14 protein-coding genes are annotated in these 22091 nt (G+C 72.6%); 10 read left to right on the plus strand and 4 right to left on the minus strand.

Translation table 11 applies throughout. The features are described from left to right. The first annotated feature begins 631 nt into the window (after nucleotides 1-631). The 4 genes from BZY54_RS08515 (at nucleotide 632) to moeZ (ending at nucleotide 5047) form a co-directional block, all read left to right on the plus strand. Nucleotides 632-1843 (plus strand): hypothetical protein, encoded by a 1212-nt coding sequence (locus BZY54_RS08515; RefSeq protein ID WP_244217033.1) that lies wholly within the window; start codon nucleotides 632-634, stop codon nucleotides 1841-1843. Between the two features lie 265 nt (nucleotides 1844-2108). Beyond that, entirely contained in the window at nucleotides 2109-3071 is a 963-nt protein-coding gene (locus BZY54_RS08520; RefSeq protein ID WP_086724161.1) for an NAD-dependent epimerase/dehydratase family protein, read from the plus strand. Further along, nucleotides 3059-3805: a spherulation-specific family 4 protein gene (locus BZY54_RS08525; protein ID WP_086724162.1), complete on the plus strand. Its 747-nt coding sequence runs from the start codon at nucleotides 3059-3061 to the stop codon at nucleotides 3803-3805. The genes BZY54_RS08520 and BZY54_RS08525 overlap by 13 nt, the downstream gene beginning before the upstream one ends. Before the next feature lie 63 nt (nucleotides 3806-3868). Next, the gene (gene moeZ / locus BZY54_RS08530; protein ID WP_086724164.1) at nucleotides 3869-5047 is read left to right on the plus strand and encodes an adenylyltransferase/sulfurtransferase MoeZ; all 1179 of its coding nucleotides are present in this window, start codon (nucleotides 3869-3871) and stop codon (nucleotides 5045-5047) included. Nucleotides 5048-5261: 214 nt separating this feature from the next. Here moeZ and BZY54_RS51565 read toward each other — a convergent pair whose 3' ends face one another. Further along, on the minus strand, nucleotides 5262-5435 hold the full coding sequence (locus BZY54_RS51565) for a hypothetical protein (RefSeq protein WP_167413962.1): 174 nt from the start codon (nucleotides 5433-5435) through the stop codon (nucleotides 5262-5264). A gap of 701 nt (nucleotides 5436-6136) precedes the next feature. Here BZY54_RS51565 and BZY54_RS50795 point away from each other — a divergent pair. After that, nucleotides 6137-6445, plus strand: coding sequence for a hypothetical protein (locus tag BZY54_RS50795; protein WP_086724166.1), 309 nt, complete (start codon nucleotides 6137-6139; stop codon nucleotides 6443-6445). Nucleotides 6446-6529: 84 nt separating this feature from the next. Here the strand turns inward: BZY54_RS50795 and BZY54_RS52895 are convergent, their stop codons facing one another. From BZY54_RS52895 to BZY54_RS08550, 3 genes are all read right to left on the minus strand, one after another. Next, nucleotides 6530-6718, minus strand: a complete 189-nt coding sequence (locus BZY54_RS52895; protein ID WP_143668021.1) for a hypothetical protein — start codon at nucleotides 6716-6718, stop codon at nucleotides 6530-6532. A gap of 366 nt (nucleotides 6719-7084) precedes the next feature. Continuing rightward, nucleotides 7085-8632 carry an alpha/beta hydrolase gene (locus tag BZY54_RS08545; protein WP_086724170.1) on the minus strand — a complete coding sequence of 516 codons (1548 nt, stop codon included), beginning with the start codon at nucleotides 8630-8632 and terminating at the stop codon, nucleotides 7085-7087. 70 nt (nucleotides 8633-8702) lie between these two features. Further along, nucleotides 8703-11513 (minus strand): lysylphosphatidylglycerol synthase transmembrane domain-containing protein, encoded by a 2811-nt coding sequence (locus BZY54_RS08550; protein WP_086724172.1) that lies wholly within the window; start codon nucleotides 11511-11513, stop codon nucleotides 8703-8705. Between the two features lie 186 nt (nucleotides 11514-11699). Between BZY54_RS08550 and BZY54_RS08555 the strand changes: the two genes are divergently transcribed. The 5 genes from BZY54_RS08555 to nudC all read left to right on the plus strand — a co-directional run bounded on the left by BZY54_RS08555 (nucleotide 11700) and on the right by nudC (nucleotide 22050). Then, nucleotides 11700-12149, plus strand: a complete 450-nt coding sequence (locus tag BZY54_RS08555) for an MGMT family protein (protein WP_244217034.1) — start codon at nucleotides 11700-11702, stop codon at nucleotides 12147-12149. 311 nt (nucleotides 12150-12460) lie between these two features. Further along, the gene (locus tag BZY54_RS08560; protein WP_086724173.1) at nucleotides 12461-15904 is read left to right on the plus strand and encodes an ATP-dependent helicase; all 3444 of its coding nucleotides are present in this window, start codon (nucleotides 12461-12463) and stop codon (nucleotides 15902-15904) included. Nucleotides 15905-16005: 101 nt separating this feature from the next. Next, on the plus strand, nucleotides 16006-19539 hold the full coding sequence (locus tag BZY54_RS08565) for an ATP-dependent helicase (protein ID WP_086724178.1): 3534 nt from the start codon (nucleotides 16006-16008) through the stop codon (nucleotides 19537-19539). A 10-nt stretch (nucleotides 19540-19549) separates the two neighbouring features. Beyond that, on the plus strand, nucleotides 19550-20953 hold the full coding sequence (locus BZY54_RS08570) for a dipeptidase (protein ID WP_086724174.1): 1404 nt from the start codon (nucleotides 19550-19552) through the stop codon (nucleotides 20951-20953). 152 nt (nucleotides 20954-21105) lie between these two features. Then, nucleotides 21106-22050, plus strand: coding sequence for an NAD(+) diphosphatase (nudC, locus tag BZY54_RS08575; protein ID WP_086724175.1), 945 nt, complete (start codon nucleotides 21106-21108; stop codon nucleotides 22048-22050). Nucleotides 22051-22091 lie beyond the last annotated feature (41 nt).

A 22091-nucleotide genomic window follows, 5' to 3' on the forward strand; every position in this document is an offset into this window, starting at 1 on the left:
TGAGCCGGGCGCCGACCGTGCTGGGTGGGACGGGCCGGACGTTGAGCGCGACGAGTGGGATGAGCCGGGCGCCGACCGTGCTGGGTGGGACGGGCCGGACGCTGATCGCACTGGGTGGGACGGGCCAGGTGCCGACCGCGCAGGGTGGGACGGGCCGGGCGCCGTTCGAACGCCGTGGGACGGACCGGTTCCCGATCGTGAGCCGGAGGACGGTCCAACTGTTGGGGAGCCGTGGGCTGTCTCGATCGGCGAGGACGGTTGGCAGGCGCGCCCGGCGGCAGGCGGCGGCCTACGGGCTCGCCCGGCGGTCGGCCGTGTTCCGCAGGTGCGCTCGGCTGCCGGCCCCGGCGAGCAGGATCGCTCCGCCACAGCCGCCGACAAGCGACCTCACTCCGACCCCGACCGCAGCGAACAGCGGCGCCTTGCCCTCACCGACCGTGTCTCGACCGACCGTGCCTCGACCGACCGTGTCTGGACCGATCGTGTCTCCACCGACCACGGTGAACAGCCGCCCTTTGCCTCCACCGGCCTGGGCGGTCAGCGGTCCTCTGCCTCCACCGATCGGGACGGTCAGCGGTCCTCCGCCTCCACGGGCCTGGACGGTCAGCCGTCCTCTGCCTCCATCGATCACATGGCGCGGGAAGCCGGACCCGGTGTCGATCGCGGGGCGCAGGGCGCCGACGTCGGCGCCGATGGTGCCCGGTCCGGGCCCGCTTCCGAACGGCGGGGGTCCGGCGCCACCCGGCGCGGTGCCGTCGATCCCGTCAAGGCGCTGATGCACCGCCACCGTGACCTGTGCGAGCGGGCTGTCGATCCCCTGGAGATCGCCGCGGGCCTGGAGGCGCACGGGATCACCGACCGTACCGCCGCCCGCTTCCGGCACCGTGACGTCTTCTCTCTCGCCGAGGAGATGTACGCCAGGGTCTCCCGTGTCCCGGAGACACCGCCGCCCCTCGAGGCCGCCGACACCCCCAAGGTGGGCGTCGACTGGGTCCTGCTCAGCCCCCTGCCCGGCGCCCTGTGCGCTGCGGCCGTGGCCGGACTGCGCCTGACCGAGGGCCGGACACGCCTGGCGGTGGCCGTGGCCGGGATCCTCGCCGTGGCGCTGGGTGTGCGCGCCCTGCTCCGCCGCGGCCCGCTGAGTACGCGCGGGCTCACGCAGGCCGGCACACCCGCGCCCGGCACCCGCCCCTGGACGTACTGGCTGATCGCCTACGCCGCCCTTGGCGACGGCCTGCTCGGCGAGGCCGTGACGGGCGGTCCCGACGGACTTCCCGACGGCACCACGTCCGGGCCCTGGCCTCTGGCCGTCGTGCCCACGCTGGCCCTCGCGCTCGCCTGCGCCCCGGCGGCCTGGGCCGCACACCTCTTCGCCGTACGCGCCCGGCGCCGGCTGGCGGTCAGCCGCGGTCTGGAGGAGTTCGCCGCGTCCGTACGGCCCCTGCTCCTGGTCGTGTTCGGGCTGTTCCTGGGCACCCTGGCCGCCCTGCTCGCCGCGTGCGGCGCCGTCCTGCACGAGCCAGCCGGTCCCGCCCAGGCCCTCACGCTCGGCGCTCTGCTGCTGCTCGCCCGGCTCCTCACCACGCACGGCCTCACCCATGCCCCGGCCGTCGCCCTCGGCGCCGCGGCCACGGTCGAGGCGATCGCCCAGGCGAGCGTCTTCGCCGCCCGCCTCCCCGGCTGCGGCCTGCTCGCGACCCCGGTCGACACCTTGGTCACCGTCTGGGGTCCGGGCTGCGTTCCCGTCCTCGCCTGCGGCACCGCGGCCCTGGCCCTCCTGGTGCACGCGACCCGAACCCTCAGCAGGGCCTCGGCGCATGCGCGAGCGGAGGGACAGCCGTGACGAGCACCTGGCCGACCCCGCACAGCCCCGGCCGTCCGCGCCACGCCCGCGGGGTTCGACGCGCACCCGGGCCGGAGCACCCCCACACACGACCGCACCAGGCCGGAGCCGCAGGCACATCCGGCCTGCCGGCCGCGGGCGTCCGGCCGCACAACCGGAGCCGATCGCACCACCCCCTTGAAGGAGAAGACCACATGACCACCGCCCGATCCGGAGCGTCCGGAGCATCCGGAGCCACCGGAGCGCACACCCCGGGAGCCGCCCGATGAGGGTTCTGCTGATCGGAGCCAACGGATACATCGGCCGTTTCGTCGCCGACCGCCTGCTCGCCGACCCGGCCGTCCAGCTCACCGCCCTCGGCCGCGGCGACGACGCCGACGTCCGCTTCGACCTCGCCACGGGCAGCCCGGGCGCCCTCACGCGATTCCTGGACGCGGTCCACCCCGGAGTCGTCATCAACTGCGCCGGCGCCACCCGAGGCGGGGCCCGGGAACTCACCCGGCACAACACCGTCGCCGTGGCCACCGTCTGCGAGGCCCTGCGCCGCAGCGGCTGCGGCGCCCGCCTGGTGCAGATCGGCTGCGGCGCCGAGTACGGCCCCAGCCAGCCCGGTTCCTCCACGGCCGAGGACGCCGTGCCCCGGCCCGGCGGCCCGTACGGGGTCAGCAAGCTCGCCGCCACCGAACTGGTCCTCGGCTCGGGCCTCGACGCCGTCGTGCTCCGTGTCTTCTCGCCCGCCGGGCCCGGCACCCCGGCGGGTTCGCCGCTCGGCCGGCTCGCCGAGGCCATGCGCCGCGCCATGCAGTCCGGCGACGGCGACCTCAAGCTCGGCGGGCTGGGCACCCAGCGCGACTTCGTCGACGTACGCGATGTCGCCCGTGCCGTGCACGCCGCGTCGCTCTCGGCCGCCCAGGGCGTCATCAACATCGGCTCGGGGCGTGCCGTCCGGCTGCGCGACGCCGCCTGGGTCCTCGCCCGCGTGGCCGGGTACGGCGGCGCGCTCCACGAACTCGACGGGCCGCCAGGCGGCCACCTCAGGTCCGCGATCGGTCATCCGCGCACCGACCCCGACCACCCGTCCCCGGCCGCCTACCCCTACCCCGACGGCTGCGGCAGCTGGCAGCAGGCCGACGTGCGCACAGCTCGCGACCGCCTCGGCTGGCGGCCCCGGATCAGCCTCGAAGAGTCCATCGCCGACATCTGGATGGAAGCGGCATGCCGTATCTGACCAGCACCCCACCGAGCACCTCCAGCACCGACGTCCGCACCGGCTTCGGAGTCCCCGGCTGTGCCCACCCCCTGCTGGCCCCGGCCGAGTGGAAAACCTTCACCCGGCCCGGCACGCCCCTGCACTGGGTCGTCCTCGACGTCGCGGACGGCCCCGGTGTCCAGCCCGACCCGCACTGCCTGGACGTGGCCGGACGCCTGCGCAACGCGGGCGTCCGGGTCCTCGGCCGCGTGGACGGCGCCTACGGCGCGCGGTCGCGGATCGAAGTGATCGCCGACGCGCACCGGTACCTCGAGTGGTACCGGGTCGACGGCTTCCTCCTGGACCGCTGCCCCGCCGACCGCACCGGGCTGCCCGAGACCCGCCGTACGGTCACCTCGCTCCGCGCGCTGCGTGACAATGCCCACATCGTCCTCGGCCACGGCACCCACCCGCATCCCGGCTACGCCGAGAACGCCGACCAGTTGGTGACGTTCAGCGGGCCCTGGAGCGACTACCGCTTCTCGCAGGTGGCGGAGTGGACCGCCGACTACCCGCCCGAGCGCTTCTGCCACTTTGTGCACGGCGTCCCGCGAGGTCATCTGGAGGAGGCGCTGCGCATCGCCCGCTGGCAGGGCGCGGCGACGATCTGGTTCACCGACCGCACGGACCGCGGCCGCAACGACCCCTGGGAGAGCCTGCCCGGTTACTGGGACGAAATCGTCTCGCGGGTCGGACGAGGTGTCTCGGAATGAAGAAGGCCGTGGCAGTGTTACGTGGAGAACAACCGTAGTGATTGACCGACCAACGGAGTCCCCGTGTCGCTGCCACCCCTGGTCGAGCCGGCTTCCGAGCTCACCGTAGACGAGGTTCGCAGGTACTCCCGCCACCTGATCATCCCGGACGTCGGGATGGACGGGCAGAAGCGGCTGAAGAACGCCAAGGTGCTCTGTGTGGGCGCCGGTGGCCTGGGCTCGCCGGCGCTGATGTACATGGCCGCGGCGGGTGTCGGCACGCTCGGCATCGTGGAGTTCGACGAGGTCGACGAGTCGAACCTGCAGCGCCAGGTCATCCACAGCCAGTCCGACATCGGCCGCTCCAAGGCGGAGTCCGCGCGTGACACCGTCAAGGGCATCAACCCGTACGTCGACGTGGTCCTTCACGAGGAGCGGCTCGAGGCCGACAACGTGATGGACATCTTCAGCCAGTACGACCTGATCGTCGACGGCACGGACAACTTCGCGACCCGCTACCTGGTCAACGACGCCTGCGTGCTGCTGGGCAAGCCGTACGTGTGGGGTTCGATCTACCGCTTCGACGGCCAGGCATCCGTCTTCTGGTCCGAGCACGGCCCCTGCTACCGCTGCCTCTACCCGGAGCCCCCGCCCCCCGGCATGGTCCCGTCCTGCGCCGAGGGCGGCGTCCTGGGCGTGCTGTGCGCGTCCATCGGCTCCATCCAGGTCAACGAGGCCATCAAGCTGCTGGCCGGCATCGGCGAGCCGCTGGTCGGCCGTCTGATGATCTACGACGCCCTGGAGATGCAGTACCGCCAGGTCAAGGTGCGCAAGGATCCCAACTGCGCGGTCTGCGGCGAGAACCCGACCGTCACCGAGCTCATCGACTACGAGGCCTTCTGCGGCGTCGTCTCCGAGGAGGCCCAGGCGGCGGCCGCCGACTCCACGATCACTCCCAAGCAGCTCAAGGAGTGGATCGACGACGGCGAGAACATCGAGATCATCGACGTCCGCGAGCCGAACGAGTTCGAGATCGTCTCCATCCCGGGCGCCCGCCTGATCCCCAAGAACGAGTTCCTCATGGGCACCGCCCTGGAGAACCTTCCGCAGGACAAGAAGATCGTCTTGAACTGCAAGACGGGTGTCCGCAGTGCGGAAGTCCTCGCCGTGCTGAAGTCCGCGGGCTTCGCGGACGCCGTGCACGTCGGCGGCGGCGTGATCGGCTGGGTCAACCAGATCGAGCCGCACAAGCCGGTGTACTGATCGCCCCTTCCGCTGACCAGCGGGCCTGAAGAAGCCCACGGCTCTGACCAGCTCAGACGCCGTGGGCTTCTGTCGTCGTCGGCCGGCGTCGGCCGTCCTCGCAGCCCGGAGAACGGCTCGGCGGCAACCCCTAGGCCCGCCAAGTGCCGACGTGCGGCACCTTCGACACGTATTCGACAGACGGGCACATGAACGTACGCCGACTTATGGCAAGTCAGCGCTTGAAGGGGTCCGTGGCGCTTTCTTTTGTGTCCCGCATCTTGCCCCGCGTTTCGAGGGCGGCACCCTTTGCGGCGAGGGTATCTTTATGCACCGCGTGGGCCACCTTTCGCAGTGTTTTCCCTATGACCTGTTCTGCCTTTGCTTTGGCTTTCTCTCCGGTACTCATCTCAGTACCTCCGCACTCACTGGCCGAGTGCCCTTGAGGCAGGGGGGAAACCCCCTGGGCAGGGGTGTCCCACTGCCACACCTGCTGTGCTCTCCCCAGGGCCCCTTGCAGCCGCCGCCCATGCCAGGGGGCCACACAGCCGCATCGAACGCCCCCGCCCCCCGCCCCTCGTCCTTGCAGGCGGAGCGTACTCGGCATCGCTTCGTCGTCCGGGTTCTGACGCACCGTCCCGCCTCCCGCCGAGCCCAGCGTGATCAACACCAGCCTCGGCATATGGAAAGCCACTCAATCCTCTCAGGAAATACCTTTGGGTGCTTTGCAGACCTTCGAAGAACTTCAGCGGAATGGATGAACCGGCGCATCTCTCCCAGCGTGGCGATCCTGGGCGCGCCGATCTCGTCGTGGTCGAACCCGGTGTCTTGGTGCCCGAGGCTGTCGAGATCTGTGCCTGCCGGGTCCTCGCCGAAGATCAGCGGGTCTGAAGAAGCCCACGGTTCTGACCGGCTCAGACGTCGTGGGCTTCCGTCGTTGTCGGCCGGCGTCGGCCGTCCTCGCGCGGGCTCCTCAGGAGCGCGGCTCCTCTTGCTTCTGCCTATGTCTGCGTTTTCCGGGACGGACACTCGACGGGCAGGTCCACCTCCGCTGAATCCCCGTCCCTTACACTTTCGCCGTCACACAGCGTGAGGGACGAGGTGAGAGGCGTGATCGAAGTGCTGCGCGGCCCGCGGCGCCCCCTTGTGCTCGGCGCAGTGCTGACTATCGCGCTCGTGGCGCAGTCGGCTGCACTCATCGCTCAGCAAATGCAGATCGACAGTCTGCGGACACAGCCCATCGACCTCCAGGGGCACCTCGAGCCCGGTCCCCCCGGCCCCTCCGGTCCGGAGGGGCCTGTCGGCCCGCCGGGCAAGGACGGAAAAGACGGGCAGGACGGGCAGGACGGGAAGGACGGTCACGACGGGAAGGACGGCCAGGACGGGAAGGACGCTGTGGCCCCGCCGGGGCCGAGCTAGACCCTCGGCCGTAGTGGGAATCGGGCAGGGCCCTCCCGGACGGTGGCGTAGCCGCGGGGGTCTTCCCCGCTCGGACTTTCGTCGTCACAGCGCGTGAGGAACGATGTGAGAAGCCTGAACGGGGCGTTCGGAAGCCCTCGGCGCCGCCTTGTGCTCGGCGCAGTGCTGACTGTCACGGTCGTCGCGCAGTCGGCTGTGCTCGTCGCCCACCAGCAGCAGATCGACGAACTCCGGGCACGGCGCATCGACCTCCAGGGGAACGGTGTCGAGCACGGCCCTCCCGGGCCGCCCGGCCCCTCCGGTCCCTCCGGCCCGGACGGCCCTACCGGCCCGACAGGCAGAGCGGGGCGGGACGGGAAGGACGGTCATCACGGCAGGAGAGGTCATAACGGAAGGAGAGGGAAGAACGGCAAGAACGGGCAGGTCATCATCGAGGAGCCGTCGCCGGACGACAAGGCTTCCATCTCGCCCCCTCCTGCGGCACGCTGACGCGCGGTCGGCGTGGCGACTTGGTGTCGTCGCGGACGGCCGGCGCACCGATGACGACCCCGCTACGCCGGTGTACTGGACCATGGCTCGCCCTGTCTGTCGGTCGGCGGGGGCCGCGCCCACCACAGGTGCCCGCGGCCCCCGCCGTCGTCATGAGCAGACCTTGCCGTCCCTCGGTACCGTGCCGTGGAGCAGATAGGCGTTCACCGTGGAGTCCACGCAGTCGCTGCCGCTGCCGTAGGCCCCGTGGCCCTCGCCCTTCCAGGTGAGCTCCACTCCGACGCCCTTGCCCAGCGCGTCCACCATCTTCCGCGCGCCCGCGTACGGGGTCGCCGGGTCGCCGGTGTTGCCGACGACGAGGATCTTCGCCGATCCGGGCGCGCTCACGTCGGCATGCTCGGCCGCGCCGGCCACCGGCCAGTCGGTGCAGCTGAGCATGGACCAGGCCAGGAAGTCCCCGAACAACGGGGAGGCGGCCCGGAACTCGGGCAGCTTCCGCTCCACGTAGGCCGTGTCGTACCGCTGCTTCTCGTCGGCGCAGTTGATGGCGACGTTCGCGGAGGTGAGGTTGCTGTACTCGCCGTTCTGGCTGCGGCCGTTCATCGCGTCGGACAGCACCATCAGGATCCTGCCGTCGCCGGCGTAGGCCTGCTGGAGTCCCTCGGTGAGGGGCTGCCACAACTCCTTGGAGTACAGGGCCTGGGCGATACCGTTGGTCGCCGCGGTCTGCGTCAGCTGACGCGGGAAGAGACCGGGGATCGGCCGGCTGTCGAGCTTCTTGAGCAGCGCCGCGATGCGGTTCTCGACATCCTGCGCGGAGTTCCCGATGGGGCACTTGGTGGCCTTGTCGGACACACAGGCGCGCGCGAAGTTGTCCATGGCCAGCTGGAATCCACGGGCCTGGCCGAGCGAGCTCTGCTCGGGGGTCTCGGTGGGGTCGACGACCGCGTCGAGGACGGCACGGCCCACGTGCTGCGGGAACAGGTGGGCGTACACGCCGCCGAGTTCGGTGCCGTAGGAGATGCCGAAGTAGTGGATCTTGGAGTCGCCGAGGACCTGGCGCATGAGGTCCATGTCGCGGGCCGCGTCGGTGGTGCGCACATGCGGAAGGATCTTCGCGGAGTTCTTCTCGCAGCCCGCGTTGAACTGCTTGGTGTTCTTCAGGAACGCGTTCTGCTCGGCCCGGTTGTCGGGCATCGCGTCCTGCTGGAAGTAGCGGTCGAGCTGTGCGTCGCTCTCACACCGCACGCCCGCGCTGCGGCCCACCCCGCGCGGGTCGAAGCTGACCAGGTCGTAGCGGGTGCGCAGCTTGGCGTAGTCCGGGCCGAACGAGGGCAGCGTGCTCACGCCGGAACCGCCCGGACCGCCGAAGTTGAAGATCAGCGACCCGATGCGCTTGCCGGGCCCGCTGGCCTGCGCCCGGATCAGCGCGATGTCGATCGTGTCGCCCTTGGGCTTGCTCCAGTCCAGGGGCGCCTTCATGGTGGCGCACTGCCATTGGGCACCCTCGGGCAGCGGGGACGGTGCCGCACCGCCGCCCTCGGACTCGGACGGGGCGGGGCAGTCCTTCCAGGCCAAGTTCTGGGCCGTCAGATCCCCGTCCTTGGGAGCGTCGCCGCCGCAGCCGGCCACCAGGGCGGACAGCAGGACGGCGGTTGCGGTCAGGGCGGCTGCGCGCAGCCCGCGGGGGTTCTGCATGTCTCCATCCTCACTCTGCGGGCGGCCTCCCGCGCGGGACGCAGGCCGTCCGGAGTACGGCCGTCCGCCGCTACAGGGCACCCTTACGGGTCAGGTGGTTGAAGGCCAACCAGCCCGGCAGCACCGGCAGCCACAGTGTCAGCAGCCGGAACATCAGCACCGCGGGCGCGGCCACCTCCTTGGGCAGGCCCACGGCGATCAGACCGACCGTCAGGGTCGCCTCGACCGCGCCGACACCACCCGGTGTCGGGGCGGCCGAGCCGAGCGCGTTGCCGGCCAGGAAGACGACGGCGACGCTGGCGATGCTCAGCGAGGTCGACTGGTCGCCGAACGCCCGGATGGAGGCGTCCAGGCACATCACGAAGCAGGCGGTCAGCAGCAGCATGCCGCCGATGCCCGTGATCAGCTTCTGCGGCCGCTGCAGCACGTCCAGCATGCGCGGCACCACACCCGCGAAGAGCGACCGTACGCGCGTGACCACGAACTTGCGCAGGAACGGCACCGAGGTGACCACCAGCACCAGTACCGCGACCGTCAGCAGCCCGGCGATGACCGTCCGGGACGGCGACAGCGACGGCGTCTTCTCGGTGCCGGTCAGATAACCGAAGGACAGCAGCATCAGGATGTGGCAGCCGAGCCCGAACAGCTGCGACGCGCCGACACTCGCCACAGCGAGCCCCGGCCGCACGCCCGCCCGCTGGAGGAAGCGTGTGTTCAGGGCCACGCCACCGACCGCGGCCGGCGCCACGATCTTCACGAAGGAACCGGCGACCTGGGCCGCCACCGTCCGCGGGAACGGCACCCGCTCCGGCACGAACCCCAGCAGCGCCATAGCCGCCGCCACGTAGCTGAGCGCCGAGAAGAGCACCGCCGCCGCCAGCCAGACCCACTGGGCGTGGACGAAGAGCGTGCCGAACTGGATGTGCGTGAGCTGCGTCAGCAGGTAGTACGCGCCGATGGCACCGGCGATGAAACTGATCAGCGTGCGGGGCCGCACCCGCTCCAGGCGGGCCGGCTCGACCGGCGCCTGCGGCCTGATCCGCAGCACCTGGTGGCGGATCTGGGTGAGCAGGTCCTCCTCGCGGGCGTCGTCCAGGGCCTCGTCTATGGCCCGCTTCTCCGCCCGCGCCTCGGCCCGCTCGACCTTCTTGTCCGTCTTCCTGTCCTGCTTGTCGAGGACGACTCCAGTTGCCTCGCCCCCGGCCACCTGCTCCAGCCGGGCCTGCTTGGCCTGCCGGGACGCCTCCAGGACCGCCTCGCGCTCCCGCTGAGCCCGCTCCCGGGCCAGTCTGCGCAGCGTCGCGCGCGTGGAGCGCGTCAGCGCGATGGGCTGCAGCATGGGCAGGCAGTCGGCGACCGCGTCGGGCCCCAGCACGCCGACGGCGGACGCCACGGCGCGCTCCGCGCCCACCCGGAGTCCGAGCGTCGTCAGCAGCTGGGCGATGTCCATGCGCAGCAGCAGGTCACCGGCGGCGATCTCACCCCCGCGCAGCTCGGTGAGAATCACCCTGCCGGAACGATCCACCACGAGCGCGTCACCCGCCAGCCTGCGGTGCGCGATGCGCCGGGACTGCAGCGCGCGTACCTGGTGCCAGGTGTGGCGCAGCAGCTCGTCGGTGATCTCCTCCTCGGTCAGCGAGTCGAGGGTGCGTCCCCCGGTGTGCTCGTACACGAGCATGACGGCGTCGGGGCCGAGCTCGGAGGTCGCGATCAGCTTGGGCGCGTTGGCGCCGGCCGCGATGGCCGCGTAGGCGAGCAGCGCCTCCTGCTCCAGGGCCTGGCGCAGCGACTGCAGGCTGCTGCGAGTGGCGAAACCGCGCAGCGTGAGGTTGCGCCACACCCGGTAGAAGAAGCCCTGCGCCTGCTGCTCACGGTCGACGACCGTGACGTCCAGCGGTGGGCCGTCCTCCAGGGTGACGAAGTATCGCCGGCCGCGGTCGCTGCTGTCGGCGGTCTCCGGCGCCTCCTCGCGGGCCGCGCTCACCGGGTGGAAGCCGACCGTGCGCAGCCCCGCCATCAGCGTCCGTCCCGTGGGACGCACGTTCGGCGAGCCGACCGCGTACAGGGTGCCGTAGGCGATGGACCAGCCGATCAGTACCGTGAGAATGATCGAGAACGGTGTCGTGTACCCGGTGACCAGCATCGAGAACGCGTCGAGCAGCAGCACGATCCACAGCACCGAGCGCCAGCGCGGTCTGCGGGACATGCCGACGGCCGTCATGTACGCGATGACGGGGGCGAGGTAGCCGTGCACGGGGTCGGTGAGCGCGTGGATGTCGCCGGGGGAGGGCTGGGTGAGCGCCTCTTGGATCGAGCTCGGGGCTCCCTTCGCCACCCACAGGTCGGTGGCCAGCGTCACTCCGTGCGCGAGCACCGCCGCCAGCACGCCGTCGGCGATCCGCAGCCCGTCACGTTTGATCAGCCGCTCGATCGCGAAGGCGACCGGCACCAGCAGGATCGCGATGCTGGATGCCAGCCCGGCGATCTTGATGAGCAGGTCGGGCGCCTGCCCGGTGCCCTTGTTGATGTCCTGTTCCAGACCCGAGGTGGTGCCGTGCGCGAATGCGGCGATCGCGAGCAGCACGACGATGGCGAGCACACCCACCAGCAGCCGCATCAGGTCCGAGGGACGGTGCACGCGCGCGGGGAGCAGCGGTTCGTCGCCCTCCAGTTCGTCGATGTGTGCCACATCGGCGCTCTCGTCCGGCTTCTTGTCCGCCGTGGCCGCCTCAGGGGCGTCCACGCGGTCCTTGCCGGCCTCGGCCGTGCCCTCCGCGCGGCTTTCCGCACGGTCCCGGTCGCCCGTGTCCGCGGTGCCCGGGCGTGACGAAGCCCCAGAGGTGCCCTCCGCGTCGTCGGGGTGCACACCCTGCTGCTTCATGGTCTCTTCTTGGTCTCGTATCACCGGTCACCGCCCGCACGATGGTGGCATGCCGCACCGACACACGGGGGCATCAGGGTGCAAATGCGGGGGCCGACAGTCTGCCCGAAGTGCCGCCCCGGGGCGAGGGCCACACCGCGTCACGGTCCGGTCACACTGTCGGTGGGGTGGGGCAGGATGGGACGGATGAGCGAAGTGAGCCTTCCGGACGACGGCCGCCACGAGCGGGCCGAGGCGCCGCCCGAGCACGCCGGGACGTTGCCCGAGCACGCAGAAGTGCTGCGCGAGCACCCCGAGGCGCTGCCCGAGTACGCCGAGCGTGTCCTCGAGGTCGCCGAACTGATCCCGCCGGGCCGCGTCATGACGTACGGGGACGTCGCGGAATGGCTGGAAGAGGGAGGCCCCCGCCAGGTCGGCCGCGTGATGGCCCTCTATGGTGGCGCCGTCCCGTGGTGGCGGGTCGTACGCGCCGACGGTGTCCTGCTGCCCGGACACGAACTGCGGGCACTCGCCCACTACCGCGCGGAGGGCACGCCTCTGAGGGAGGCGAGCAGGGCGGCCGAGGGCCACCTGCCGCGCCTGGACATGAGGCGGGCCCGCTGGGACGGCGGCGAGCGTGCGCAGGGTCACACCTGACAGCTTCCGCCATTCGGGGGGCCGATGGGGAGCCCACGGCCCGGACGGGCGAATCGGGGCACACTCGCGGAATGCCGTACGTTCGTGCTTGGAGGGACACCCGTGACGGCAGAGCCGACAGCGCTCCCAGTGCACAGGGGGAAGAAGGGGAAGCCCTGCCTCCGCACCGGGCGTCGGCGTAGCGTCGGCTCGACGTGTCCCCCTCACCCCGCGGCCACCGCCCTCCGCTCCCGGCGGCCCGCCCCCTCGACCACGGCGCCCTGCGCCGACAGTGACAGACCCCAGCACACCCACCAGGACCGGCGAACCACGTGAGCTCCTCTTCCTCCACGAAGCGCCTGTCGCACCCCCACGTGCGACAGGGGAACCGTGGCGCTTACCGACTGGTGCGTACCCCGCCGGCCAAACCGGATCCCCCTCGACTGGACGCCGCACAGCGCGCCGTGGTTGACCACGAGGCCGGCCCGCTGCTCGTCCTCGCGGGCCCGGGCACCGGCAAGACCACCACCCTCGTCGAGTCCGTGGCCGCCCGGATCGCCCGCGGTCAGGACCCCGAGCGGATCCTGGTGCTGACGTTCAGCCGCAAGGCGGCCATGGAACTGCGCGACCGCATGGCGCTGCGCACCGGGGCCGCCCGCGCCCCCCGGGCGACCACCTTCCACTCCTTCTGCTACGCCCTGGTGCGCGCCCATCAGGACAGCGGCCTGTTCGTGGAGCCGCTGCGCCTGCTGTCCGGACCCGAACAGGACGTGACCGTCCGCGAGCTCCTGGCGGGCCAAGTGGACCTGGAGCGGCTGGGCCTCGCGCACGTCCGCTGGCCCGACGAACTGCGCGCCTGCCTGACCACCCGCGGATTCGCCGACGAGGTCCGCGCGGTCCTCGCCCGCAGCCGCGAACTGGGCCTCGGCCCCGACGCCCTGGCCTCCTTCGCGCGCCGCATAGGCCGCCCCGACTGGCAGGCCGCGGCGGCCTTCCTCGCCGAGTACCTCGACGTCCTCGACCTGCAGGGTGTGCTCGACTACGCCGAACTCGTCCACCGCGCGGTGCTCCTGGCCCGCCGCCCGGAGGTCGCCCAGCGGCTCGCCGCGCAGTACGACGCCGTCTACGTCGACGAGTACCAGGACACCGATCCGGCCCAGGCACGGCTGCTGCGGGCACTGGCCGGGGACGGGCGGACCCTGCTCGCCTTCGGCGATCCCGACCAGTCGATCTACGCGTTCCGGGGCGCGGACGTGAACGGCATCCTCGAGTTCCCGCAGGCCTTCCCGCGTGCGGACGGCCGTCCCGCGCCCGTCGCGGTCCTGCGCACCTCCCGCCGCTCCGGCGCCGCGCTGCTGGCCGCGACCCGCCTGCTGACCCAGCGCATGCCGCTCACCCGGCTCCCGGCCGAGAAGGTCCGCGCCCACCGGGAGCTGATCCCGGTACAGGACGGCGGTCGTGTGGATGTCCACACCTACCCGACGCCGGGCACCGAGGTGGACAACATCGCCGACATCCTGCGCCGGGCCCATCTGGAGGACGGGGTCCCCTGGAGCGAGATGGCCGTCCTGGTGCGGGCCGGCGCCCGCACGATACCCACCCTCCGCCGTGCCCTGACCGCCGCCGGGGTGCCCCTGGAGGTCGACGGCGACGACCTGCCACTGCGCCACGAGCCGGCGGTGGCGCCGCTGCTGACGGCGCTGCGCGCGGTGGCGACGGCGGAGGCGGCACGCCGGCCCGAGGGGGACGCGGCCCAGACGGCACGACGTCCCGACGGGGATCCGGTCGAAGAGGCACCGCGTCCCGACGGTGGCACGGCCGAGGCGGCACCGCGCCCGGACGGGGAGTCGGCCGAGGCGGAGCGGGAAGAGCCGCGTGATCGGGAACCGGAGGCGGACGCCTGCTGGCTCGACACCGAAACCGCCCTCACCCTCCTCGCCTCGCCGCTCGCCGGCATGGACGCCGCCGACCTGCGCCGCCTGGGCCGGGCGCTGCGCGAAGAGGAACGGGCCGCGGGCCACCCCCTGCCGCCGCCGTCCGACGAACTGCTGGCGCGGGCCCTCGCCGAACCGGAGCGCCTGGTCGCGCACGACCCGACGTACGCGCGTGGCGCCCAGCGCCTCGGTGCGCTGCTCAGGAAGGCCAGGGAACGCCTGGCGGGCGGCGGCACCGCCGAGGAGGCGCTGTGGGACCTGTGGGAGGGCACCCCGTGGCCCGAGCGCCTGGAGCGGGCCACCCGGCGCGGCGGCGCGGCAGGCCGTAACGCGGACCGGGACCTGGACGCCGTGTGCGCGCTGTTCGCGACGGCCGCCCGCGCGGAGGAGCGCACCGGCGGCCGGGGCGCCCTGAACTTCCTGGCGGAGATCGACGCTCAGGACATCGCCGCCGACACCCTCACGCGGCGCGCCGTCCGCCCCGACGCGGTACGCCTGATGACGGCCCACCGTTCCAAGGGCCTCCAGTGGCGCCTGGTCGTCGTCGCGGGAGTCCAGGAGGGGCTGTGGCCGGACCTGCGCCGCCGGGGCTCCCTTCTGGAGGCCGACCGTATCGGCCGCGACGGACTCGCCGAGCCGCTCACCCCCGGGGCCCTGCTGGCGGAGGAGCGGCGGTTGTTCTACGTGGCCGCCACGCGCGCGCGTGAACGGCTCGTCGTGACCGCGGTGAAGGCACCGGCGGACGACGGCGACCAGCCCTCCCGCTTCCTCACCGAACTCGGCGTCGAACCCAAGGACGTCACCGGCCGCCCCCGCCGTCCGCTGTCCGTGGCGGCACTGGTCGCCGAACTGCGGGCCACCACCGTCGACCCGCGCGTGTCCGACGCCCTGCGGCAGGCCGCCGCGCGCAGGCTGGCCCGGCTCGCGGCGCTCGCCGACGACGACGGCCGGCCCCTGGTCCCGTCGGCGCATCCCTATCGTTGGTGGGGCCTGGCCGAGCCGACGGAGAGCAAGGTGCCGCTGCGCGACCGCGACCAGCCCGTGGTGCTGTCCGGAAGCGCCCTGGACCAGCTGGCCAACACCTGCGCACTGCAGTGGTTCCTCGGCCGCGAGGTCAAGGCCGACGCCCCCGCCACCACCGCCCAGGGCTTCGGCAACGTGGTGCACGTCCTCGCCGACGAGGTCGCCTCCGGACACACCCCCGCCGACCTCGCGGTCCTCATGGAACGCCTGGAGACGGTGTGGAACGCGCTCGCCTTCGACGCGCCGTGGAAGTCGGCGCAGGAGAAGGAGCACGCGCGCGTGGCGCTCGAGCGCTTCCTGCACTGGCATGTCCTGGAGCGCGCGGGCCGCACGCCGGTGGCCAGCGAGCACGACTTCGACGTGACCCTCGGGGCGGGCGACTACCAGGTGCGCATCCGCGGCTCCATGGACCGCGTCGAGGCCGACCGCGAGGGCCGCGCCTACGTCGTCGACTTCAAGACGGGGAAGCAGGCGCCCACCGGAGCCGAGGTGGCGCGCCATCCACAGCTGGCCGTCTACCAGCTGGCCGTCCGCGAAGGCGCCGTCGACGACGCCTTCGACGGGCAGCGCCCCGAGCCGGGTGGCGCCGAACTCGTCCAGCTGCGCCAGGGCGCCGCCAAACGGGACGGCGGCGACAGCCTGCCCAAGGTGCAGTCCCAGGAACCGCTGGAGGGCGAGTGGGTCGGCGAGCTGCTGGCCACCGCCGCCGGAAAGGTCCTCGAAGAACGGTTCACGCCCACCGCCGGCCAGCACTGCACGCACTGCGCCTTCCGGGCCTCGTGCAGCGCCCGTCCGGAGGGCCGCCACGTCGTCGAGTGACCTACGTGACGCACGGCACCACGTGTGCTGACCTGCGGTTCTCGCGGCCCTGAGGTCGATCCGAGCACCGGTTGTCAGTGCGCGCCGCTAGCCTCTTGGACGTGCCCGCCCGTATCACCGACCCCGAGCAGCTCAAGGAGCTCCTCGGGATCCCGTTCACCCCGGAGCAGACGGCCTGCATCACGGCGCCGCCCGCACCGCAGGTGATCGTGGCCGGTGCCGGGTCCGGGAAGACGACCGTGATGGCGGCCCGCGTGGTGTGGCTGGTCGGCACCGGCCAGGTCGCCCCCGAACAGGTCCTCGGCCTGACCTTCACCAACAAGGCCGCCGGCGAGCTCGCCGAGCGCGTCCGCAAGGCGCTGGTCAAGGCCGGTGTCACCGACCCCGAGGTCATCGACCCGGACAACCCGCCGGGCGAGCCGGTGATCTCGACCTACCACGCCTTCGCGGGCCGTCTGCTGACCGACCACGGCCTGCGCATCGGGCTCGAACCCACCACCCGCCTGCTCGCCGACGCAACCCGCTACCAGCTCGCCGCACGCGTGCTGCGCGAGGCACCGGGCCCGTACCCGGGGCTGACCCGCTCCTTCCCCGACCTGGTCGGCGACCTCCTCGCCCTCGACGCCGAGCTCGCCGAACACCTCGTGCGCCCCGAGGACCTGCGCGCCTGGGACACCGGGCTGCTGCGCGCCCTGGAAGGCGCCAAGCTGTCCAACGCCGACCTGCGCAAGGTCCCCGAGACGGCCGCCGCCCGTCGCGAACTCGCCGAGCTCGTGCTCCGCTACCGGGCCGCCAAGCGCGAGCGGGACCTGCTCGACTTCGGAGACCAGATCGCCTTCGCGGCCCGGCTCGCCCAGCTCCCGGAGGTCGGCCGGATCCTGCGCGAGGACTTCCGGGTGGTCCTCCTGGACGAGTACCAGGACACCTCGGTCGCCCAGCGGATCCTGCTGGCCGGCCTCTTCGGCGACGGCACGGGCCACCCCGTGACCGCCGTGGGCGACCCCTGCCAGGCCATCTACGGCTGGCGCGGCGCCTCCGTCGCCAACCTCGACGACTTCCCCGAGCACTTCGCGCACGCCGACGGCCGCCCCGCCACCCGCCAGGCGCTCAGCGAGAACCGTCGCAGCGGCGGCCGCCTCCTCGACCTCGCCAACGGCCTCGCCGAGCCGCTGCGCGCCATGCACGCGGGCGTGGAGGCCCTGCGCCCCGCCCCCGGTGCCGAGCGTGACGGGCTGGTGCGGTGCGCCCTGCTGCGCACTCACGCCGAGGAGGTCGAATGGGTCGCCGACTCCGTCGCCCACCTCGTACGGACCGGGAAGGCGCCCGGTGAGATCGCCGTCCTGTGCCGTACGGCGACCGACTTCGCCGAGATCCAGGGCGCACTGGTCGCCCGGGACGTACCGGTCGAGGTGGTCGGCCTGTCCGGGCTGCTGCACCTGCCCGAGGTCGCCGACCTCGTCGCCGTCTGCGAGGTCCTTCAGGACCCCGGCGCCAATGCCTCCCTGGTGCGGCTGCTGACCGGTCCGCGCTGGCGGATCGGCCCGCGGGACCTCGCGCTCCTGGGGCGCCGGGCCAGGCTGCTCGTGGCGCACGCGCGCGTAGGCGCCGACGACGATCCGGACCGCCGCCTCGCGGAGGCGGTCGAGGGCGTCGACCCGGCCGAGGTGATCTCGCTCGCCGATGCCCTCGACACGTTCCTGGAGACGCCGCTGCACGGCGCTCCGGGCCGAGAGGACGACGACGGGCTGCCGTTCTCGCCGGACGCGCGCGTGCGGTTCGCCCGGCTCGCCGCCGAACTGCGCGACCTGCGCCGCTCGCTGTCCGACCCGCTCATGGACGTCCTGCACCGGGTCCTGGCCGTCACCGGGCTGGAGGTGGAGCTGTCCGCGTCCCCGCACGCCCTGGCCGCCCGCCGCCGCGAGACCCTGTCGAACTTCCTGGACGTCGCCGCCTCCTTCGCCGCCGACGAGAGCCAGGCCACGCTGCTCGCCTTCCTCGGCTTCCTGCGCACCGCCGCCCAGTACGAGAAGGGTCTGGACAATGCGCTGCCCGGCGGCGAGAACACCGTCAAGGTGCTCACGGCCCACAAGTCCAAGGGCCTGGAGTGGGACGTCGTCGTCGTCCCCGGCCTGGTCACCGGCACCTTCCCCAGCGGCCAGGGCCGCGAGAAGTGGACCAGCCAGGGCAAGGTGCTGCCGCACACCCTGCGCGGCGACGCCGCAACCCTGCCCGACGTCGACAGCTGGGACGCGCGCGGCCTGAAGGCCTTCCACGAGGCCATGAAGGACCACCAGCACACCGAGGAGCTGCGCCTCGGCTACGTCACCTTCACCCGGCCCCGCTCCCTGCTGCTGGGTTCCGGCCACTGGTGGGGCCCGAGCCAGAAGAAGCCCCGCGGCCCGTCCGACTTCCTCCAGGCTCTCCACGACCACTGCGCCGCCGGGTACGGCGAGATCGAGGCCTGGGCGGAGGAGCCCGAGGAGGGCCAGGAGAACCCCGCCCTGCACCGAGCCACCGCCGACCAGGTCTGGCCCCTGCCCCTGGACGAGGCCGCCCTGACCCGCCGCCGCGCGGCGGCCGCGACCGTCCTGGCCCACCTGGACGACCTCGCCGCCCGCGCGGACGGCCACCGCCCGGCCGTACACGACCCGGAGTCCCACGACGACCCGGACTGGCCTCCGCCCCCCGAGGAGGAGGAACCGCCCTACGACGAACCCCCCTACGACGCCGAACCGCCCGACGCCGAGGACGCCCCCTTCGGGGAGGCCGCTTTCGAGGACGACCCCGGCGACTGGGACTCCTGGAGCAGCGACCGCCCCAGGGTCCCGCACCAGGCGACGGCACCCGAGCAGCACACCGCCGGACCGGACTCCGCACCCGAGCCCGAGCCGCTCACCCCGGAGGAGGCTCGTCTCGTCGCCTCCTGGGACCGCGACCTCGACGCACTCACCGGAGAGCTCCGGCGCGCCCGGCAGGGCGTCACCGACGTGCCCCTGCCGACGACGCTCACCGCCTCGCAGTTGCTGCGCCTGGCCGCCGACCCGGACGGGTTCGCGCGGGAGCTCGCGCGCCCCATGCCGCGCCCCCCGCAACCCGCCGCGCGCCGGGGCACCCGCTTCCACGCCTGGGTCGAGACCCGCTTCGAAGAGCTCACGCTGCCCATGCTGGAGCCCGAGGAGCTGCCCGGCTCCGACGCCGAGATCGCCGACGAACGCGACCTCGAAGCCCTCAAGGAGGCCTTCGAGCGCACCGAGTACGCGCACCGCACGCCCCACCGCGTCGAGGCCCCCTTCCAGCTCGAGATCGCCGGCCGCGTCGTCCGCGGCCGGATCGACGCCGTCTACAAAGAGGGAGACGGCGCGGAGGCGACGTACGAGATCGTGGACTGGAAGACCGGCCGGGGACGCACCGCCGACCCGCTCCAGCTCGCCGTGTACCGGCTGGCCTGGGCGGAACGGCACGGCGTGCCTCTGGAACGGGTCGCTGCCGCGTTCCTGTACGTGCGTACCGGCGAGGTGGTACGACCGGACGCCCTTCCGGACCGGGCCGCACTGGAGCGGCTGCTCCTCGAGGAGCAGCCGGGCGGACCGCAGTGTGACGAACCGCCCGAACGGGATGTCACTGAGTGCCGATAGGCTCGGAAGCATGAGTCAGACCCCGGACAGCGTCGTCCGCACGTACATCGAGCAGCACCGCACCGCCTTCCTCGACGACCTCGTCGAGTGGCTGCGCATCCCCTCCGTGTCGGCCCAGCCCGACCACGCGCCCGACGTACGGCGCAGCGCCGACTGGCTCGCCACCAAGCTCAAGGAGACCGGCTTCACCACCACCGAGGTCTGGCAGACCGACGGCGCCCCGGCCGTCTTCGCCGAGTGGCCCTCCGACGACCCCGACGCGCCCACCGTCCTCGTCTACGGCCACCACGACGTGCAGCCCGCCGCCCGGGAGGACGGCTGGGACAGCGACCCCTTCGAGCCGGTCGTCCGCGGGAACCGCCTCCACGCGCGCGGGGCGGCCGACGACAAGGGCCAGGTGTTCTTCCACACACTGGGCGTCCGGGCCCACCTCGCCGCCACCGGCCGCACCACCCCGGCCGTGCACCTGAAGCTGCTGATCGAGGGCGAGGAGGAGTCCGGCTCCCCGCACTTCCGGGCGCTCATCGAGAGCCACGCCGACCGGCTCGCCGCCGACGCGGTGATCGTCTCGGACACCGGCATGTGGTCCGAGGACACTCCCACGGTGTGCACCGGCATGCGCGGCCTCGCCGAGTGCGAGATCCGGCTGTCCGGCCCCGACCAGGACATCCACTCCGGTTCCTTCGGCGGCGCCGTGCCCAACCCGGCGGCCGCCGCCGCCCGCCTCGTCGCCGCCCTGCACGACGAGCACGCGCGCGTGGCCGTCCCCGGCTTCTACGACGGCATCGTGGAGCTCACCCAGCGCGAGCGCGAGCTCTTCGCCGAGCTGCCCTTCGACGAGCGCCAGTGGCTGCGCACCGCCAAGTCCCACGCCACCCACGGCGAGGAGGGCTACTCCACCCTGGAGCGCATCTGGGCCCGCCCCACGGCCGAGGTGAACGGCATCGGCGGCGGCTATCAAGGGCCCGGCAGCAAGACGATCATCCCGTCCACGGCGATGGTGAAACTGTCGTTCCGCCTGGTCGCGGGCCAGGACCCCGACCACGTCGAGAAGGCCGTACGCGCCTGGGTCGACGAACACATGCCCGACGGGATCCGGCACGAGACGGTGTTCGGCGCGGCCACCCGCCCGTGCCTGACCCCGCTGGACCACCCGGCCCTGCAGTCCGTGGCCCGCGCCATGGGCCGCGCCTTCGGACGGGCCGTCCGCTTCACCCGTGAGGGTGGCTCCGGCCCGGCCGCCGACCTCCAGGAGGTCCTCGGCGCACCCGTGCTCTTCCTCGGCATCTCCGTCCCGTCCGACGGCTGGCACGCCCCGAACGAGAAGGTCGAGCTCGACCTCCTGCTCAAGGGCGTCGAGACCAGCGCGTACCTGTGGGGCGACCTCGCCGAGCACTGGCGCGATGCGCCCTGACGAGCGGCCACCGTCCGGGGCACCGTCCGGCGCGGGGCACACTGGAGAGGCCGCCCCGCACCTCCAGGCTCCGCCGGACACGGTCGCCTCCCGCCGTATCCCGCTGAACCGTCGTCGAAACCACCGTTGTACCAGGGGAGTTGGAAGCACACGTGACCACCTGGACCGACCACACCGCCGACCGACCCATCTCGCTCACTGCGCCCAGCGGCATCGACAGGGCCGCCCACCACCGGCTCGACGAGGCATGGCTCGCCGCGGCATGGAGCCACCCCACCACCCGCTGCTTCGTCGTCTCCGGTGGTCAGGTACTCATCGACGAGACGCCCGACGGCCGCACCGAACTCGTCATGACCCCGTCCTTCGAAGCTCCCCTCACCGAAGCGCACCGCTACTTCCTCGGCACCGATGAGCAGGGTGTGAGCTACTTCGCACTGCAGAAGGACTCCCTGCCCGGCCGCATGGACCAGTCCGCCCGCCCGGCGGGCCTGCGCGAGGCCGGGCTGCTGCTCCCGCCCCGTGACGCGGGCCTGATGGTGCACGCGGTGGCCCTCGAGAACTGGCAGCGCCTGCACCGCTTCTGCTCCCGCTGCGGCGAGCGCACCGTGATCGCCGCGGCCGGCCACATCCGCCGCTGCCCCGCCTGCGGCGCCGAGCACTACCCGCGCACCGACCCCGCGGTGATCATGGCCGTCACCGACGACAAGGACCGCATCCTCCTCGGCCGCCAGGTGCACTGGCCCGAGGGCCGCTTCTCGACGCTCGCGGGTTTCGTCGAGCCCGGCGAGTCCATCGAGCAGTCGGTGCGCCGCGAGGTCTTCGAGGAGGTCGGCATCGCCGTCGGCGAGGTCGAGTACGTCGCCAGCCAGCCCTGGCCGTTCCCCTCCAGCCTCATGCTGGGCTTCATGGCCCACGCCACCTCCATCGACATCCACGTCGACGGTGACGAGATCCACGAGGCCCGCTGGTTCTCCCGCGACGAGCTGCGCGCGGCCTTCGACTCCGGGGAGGTCCTGCCCCCGTACGGCATCTCCATCGCGGCCCGGCTCATCGAACTCTGGTACGGCGAGCCACTGCCGACGCGGAGCGCCGTCTGAGGCGACGGCGGCTCCCCGGCCGGACCACGCGAAGGCGGCCC

The sequence above is a fragment of the Streptomyces carpinensis genome, from assembly GCF_002154505.1.
GTDB classification, from domain to species: Bacteria; Actinomycetota; Actinomycetes; order Streptomycetales; family Streptomycetaceae; genus Streptomyces; species Streptomyces carpinensis.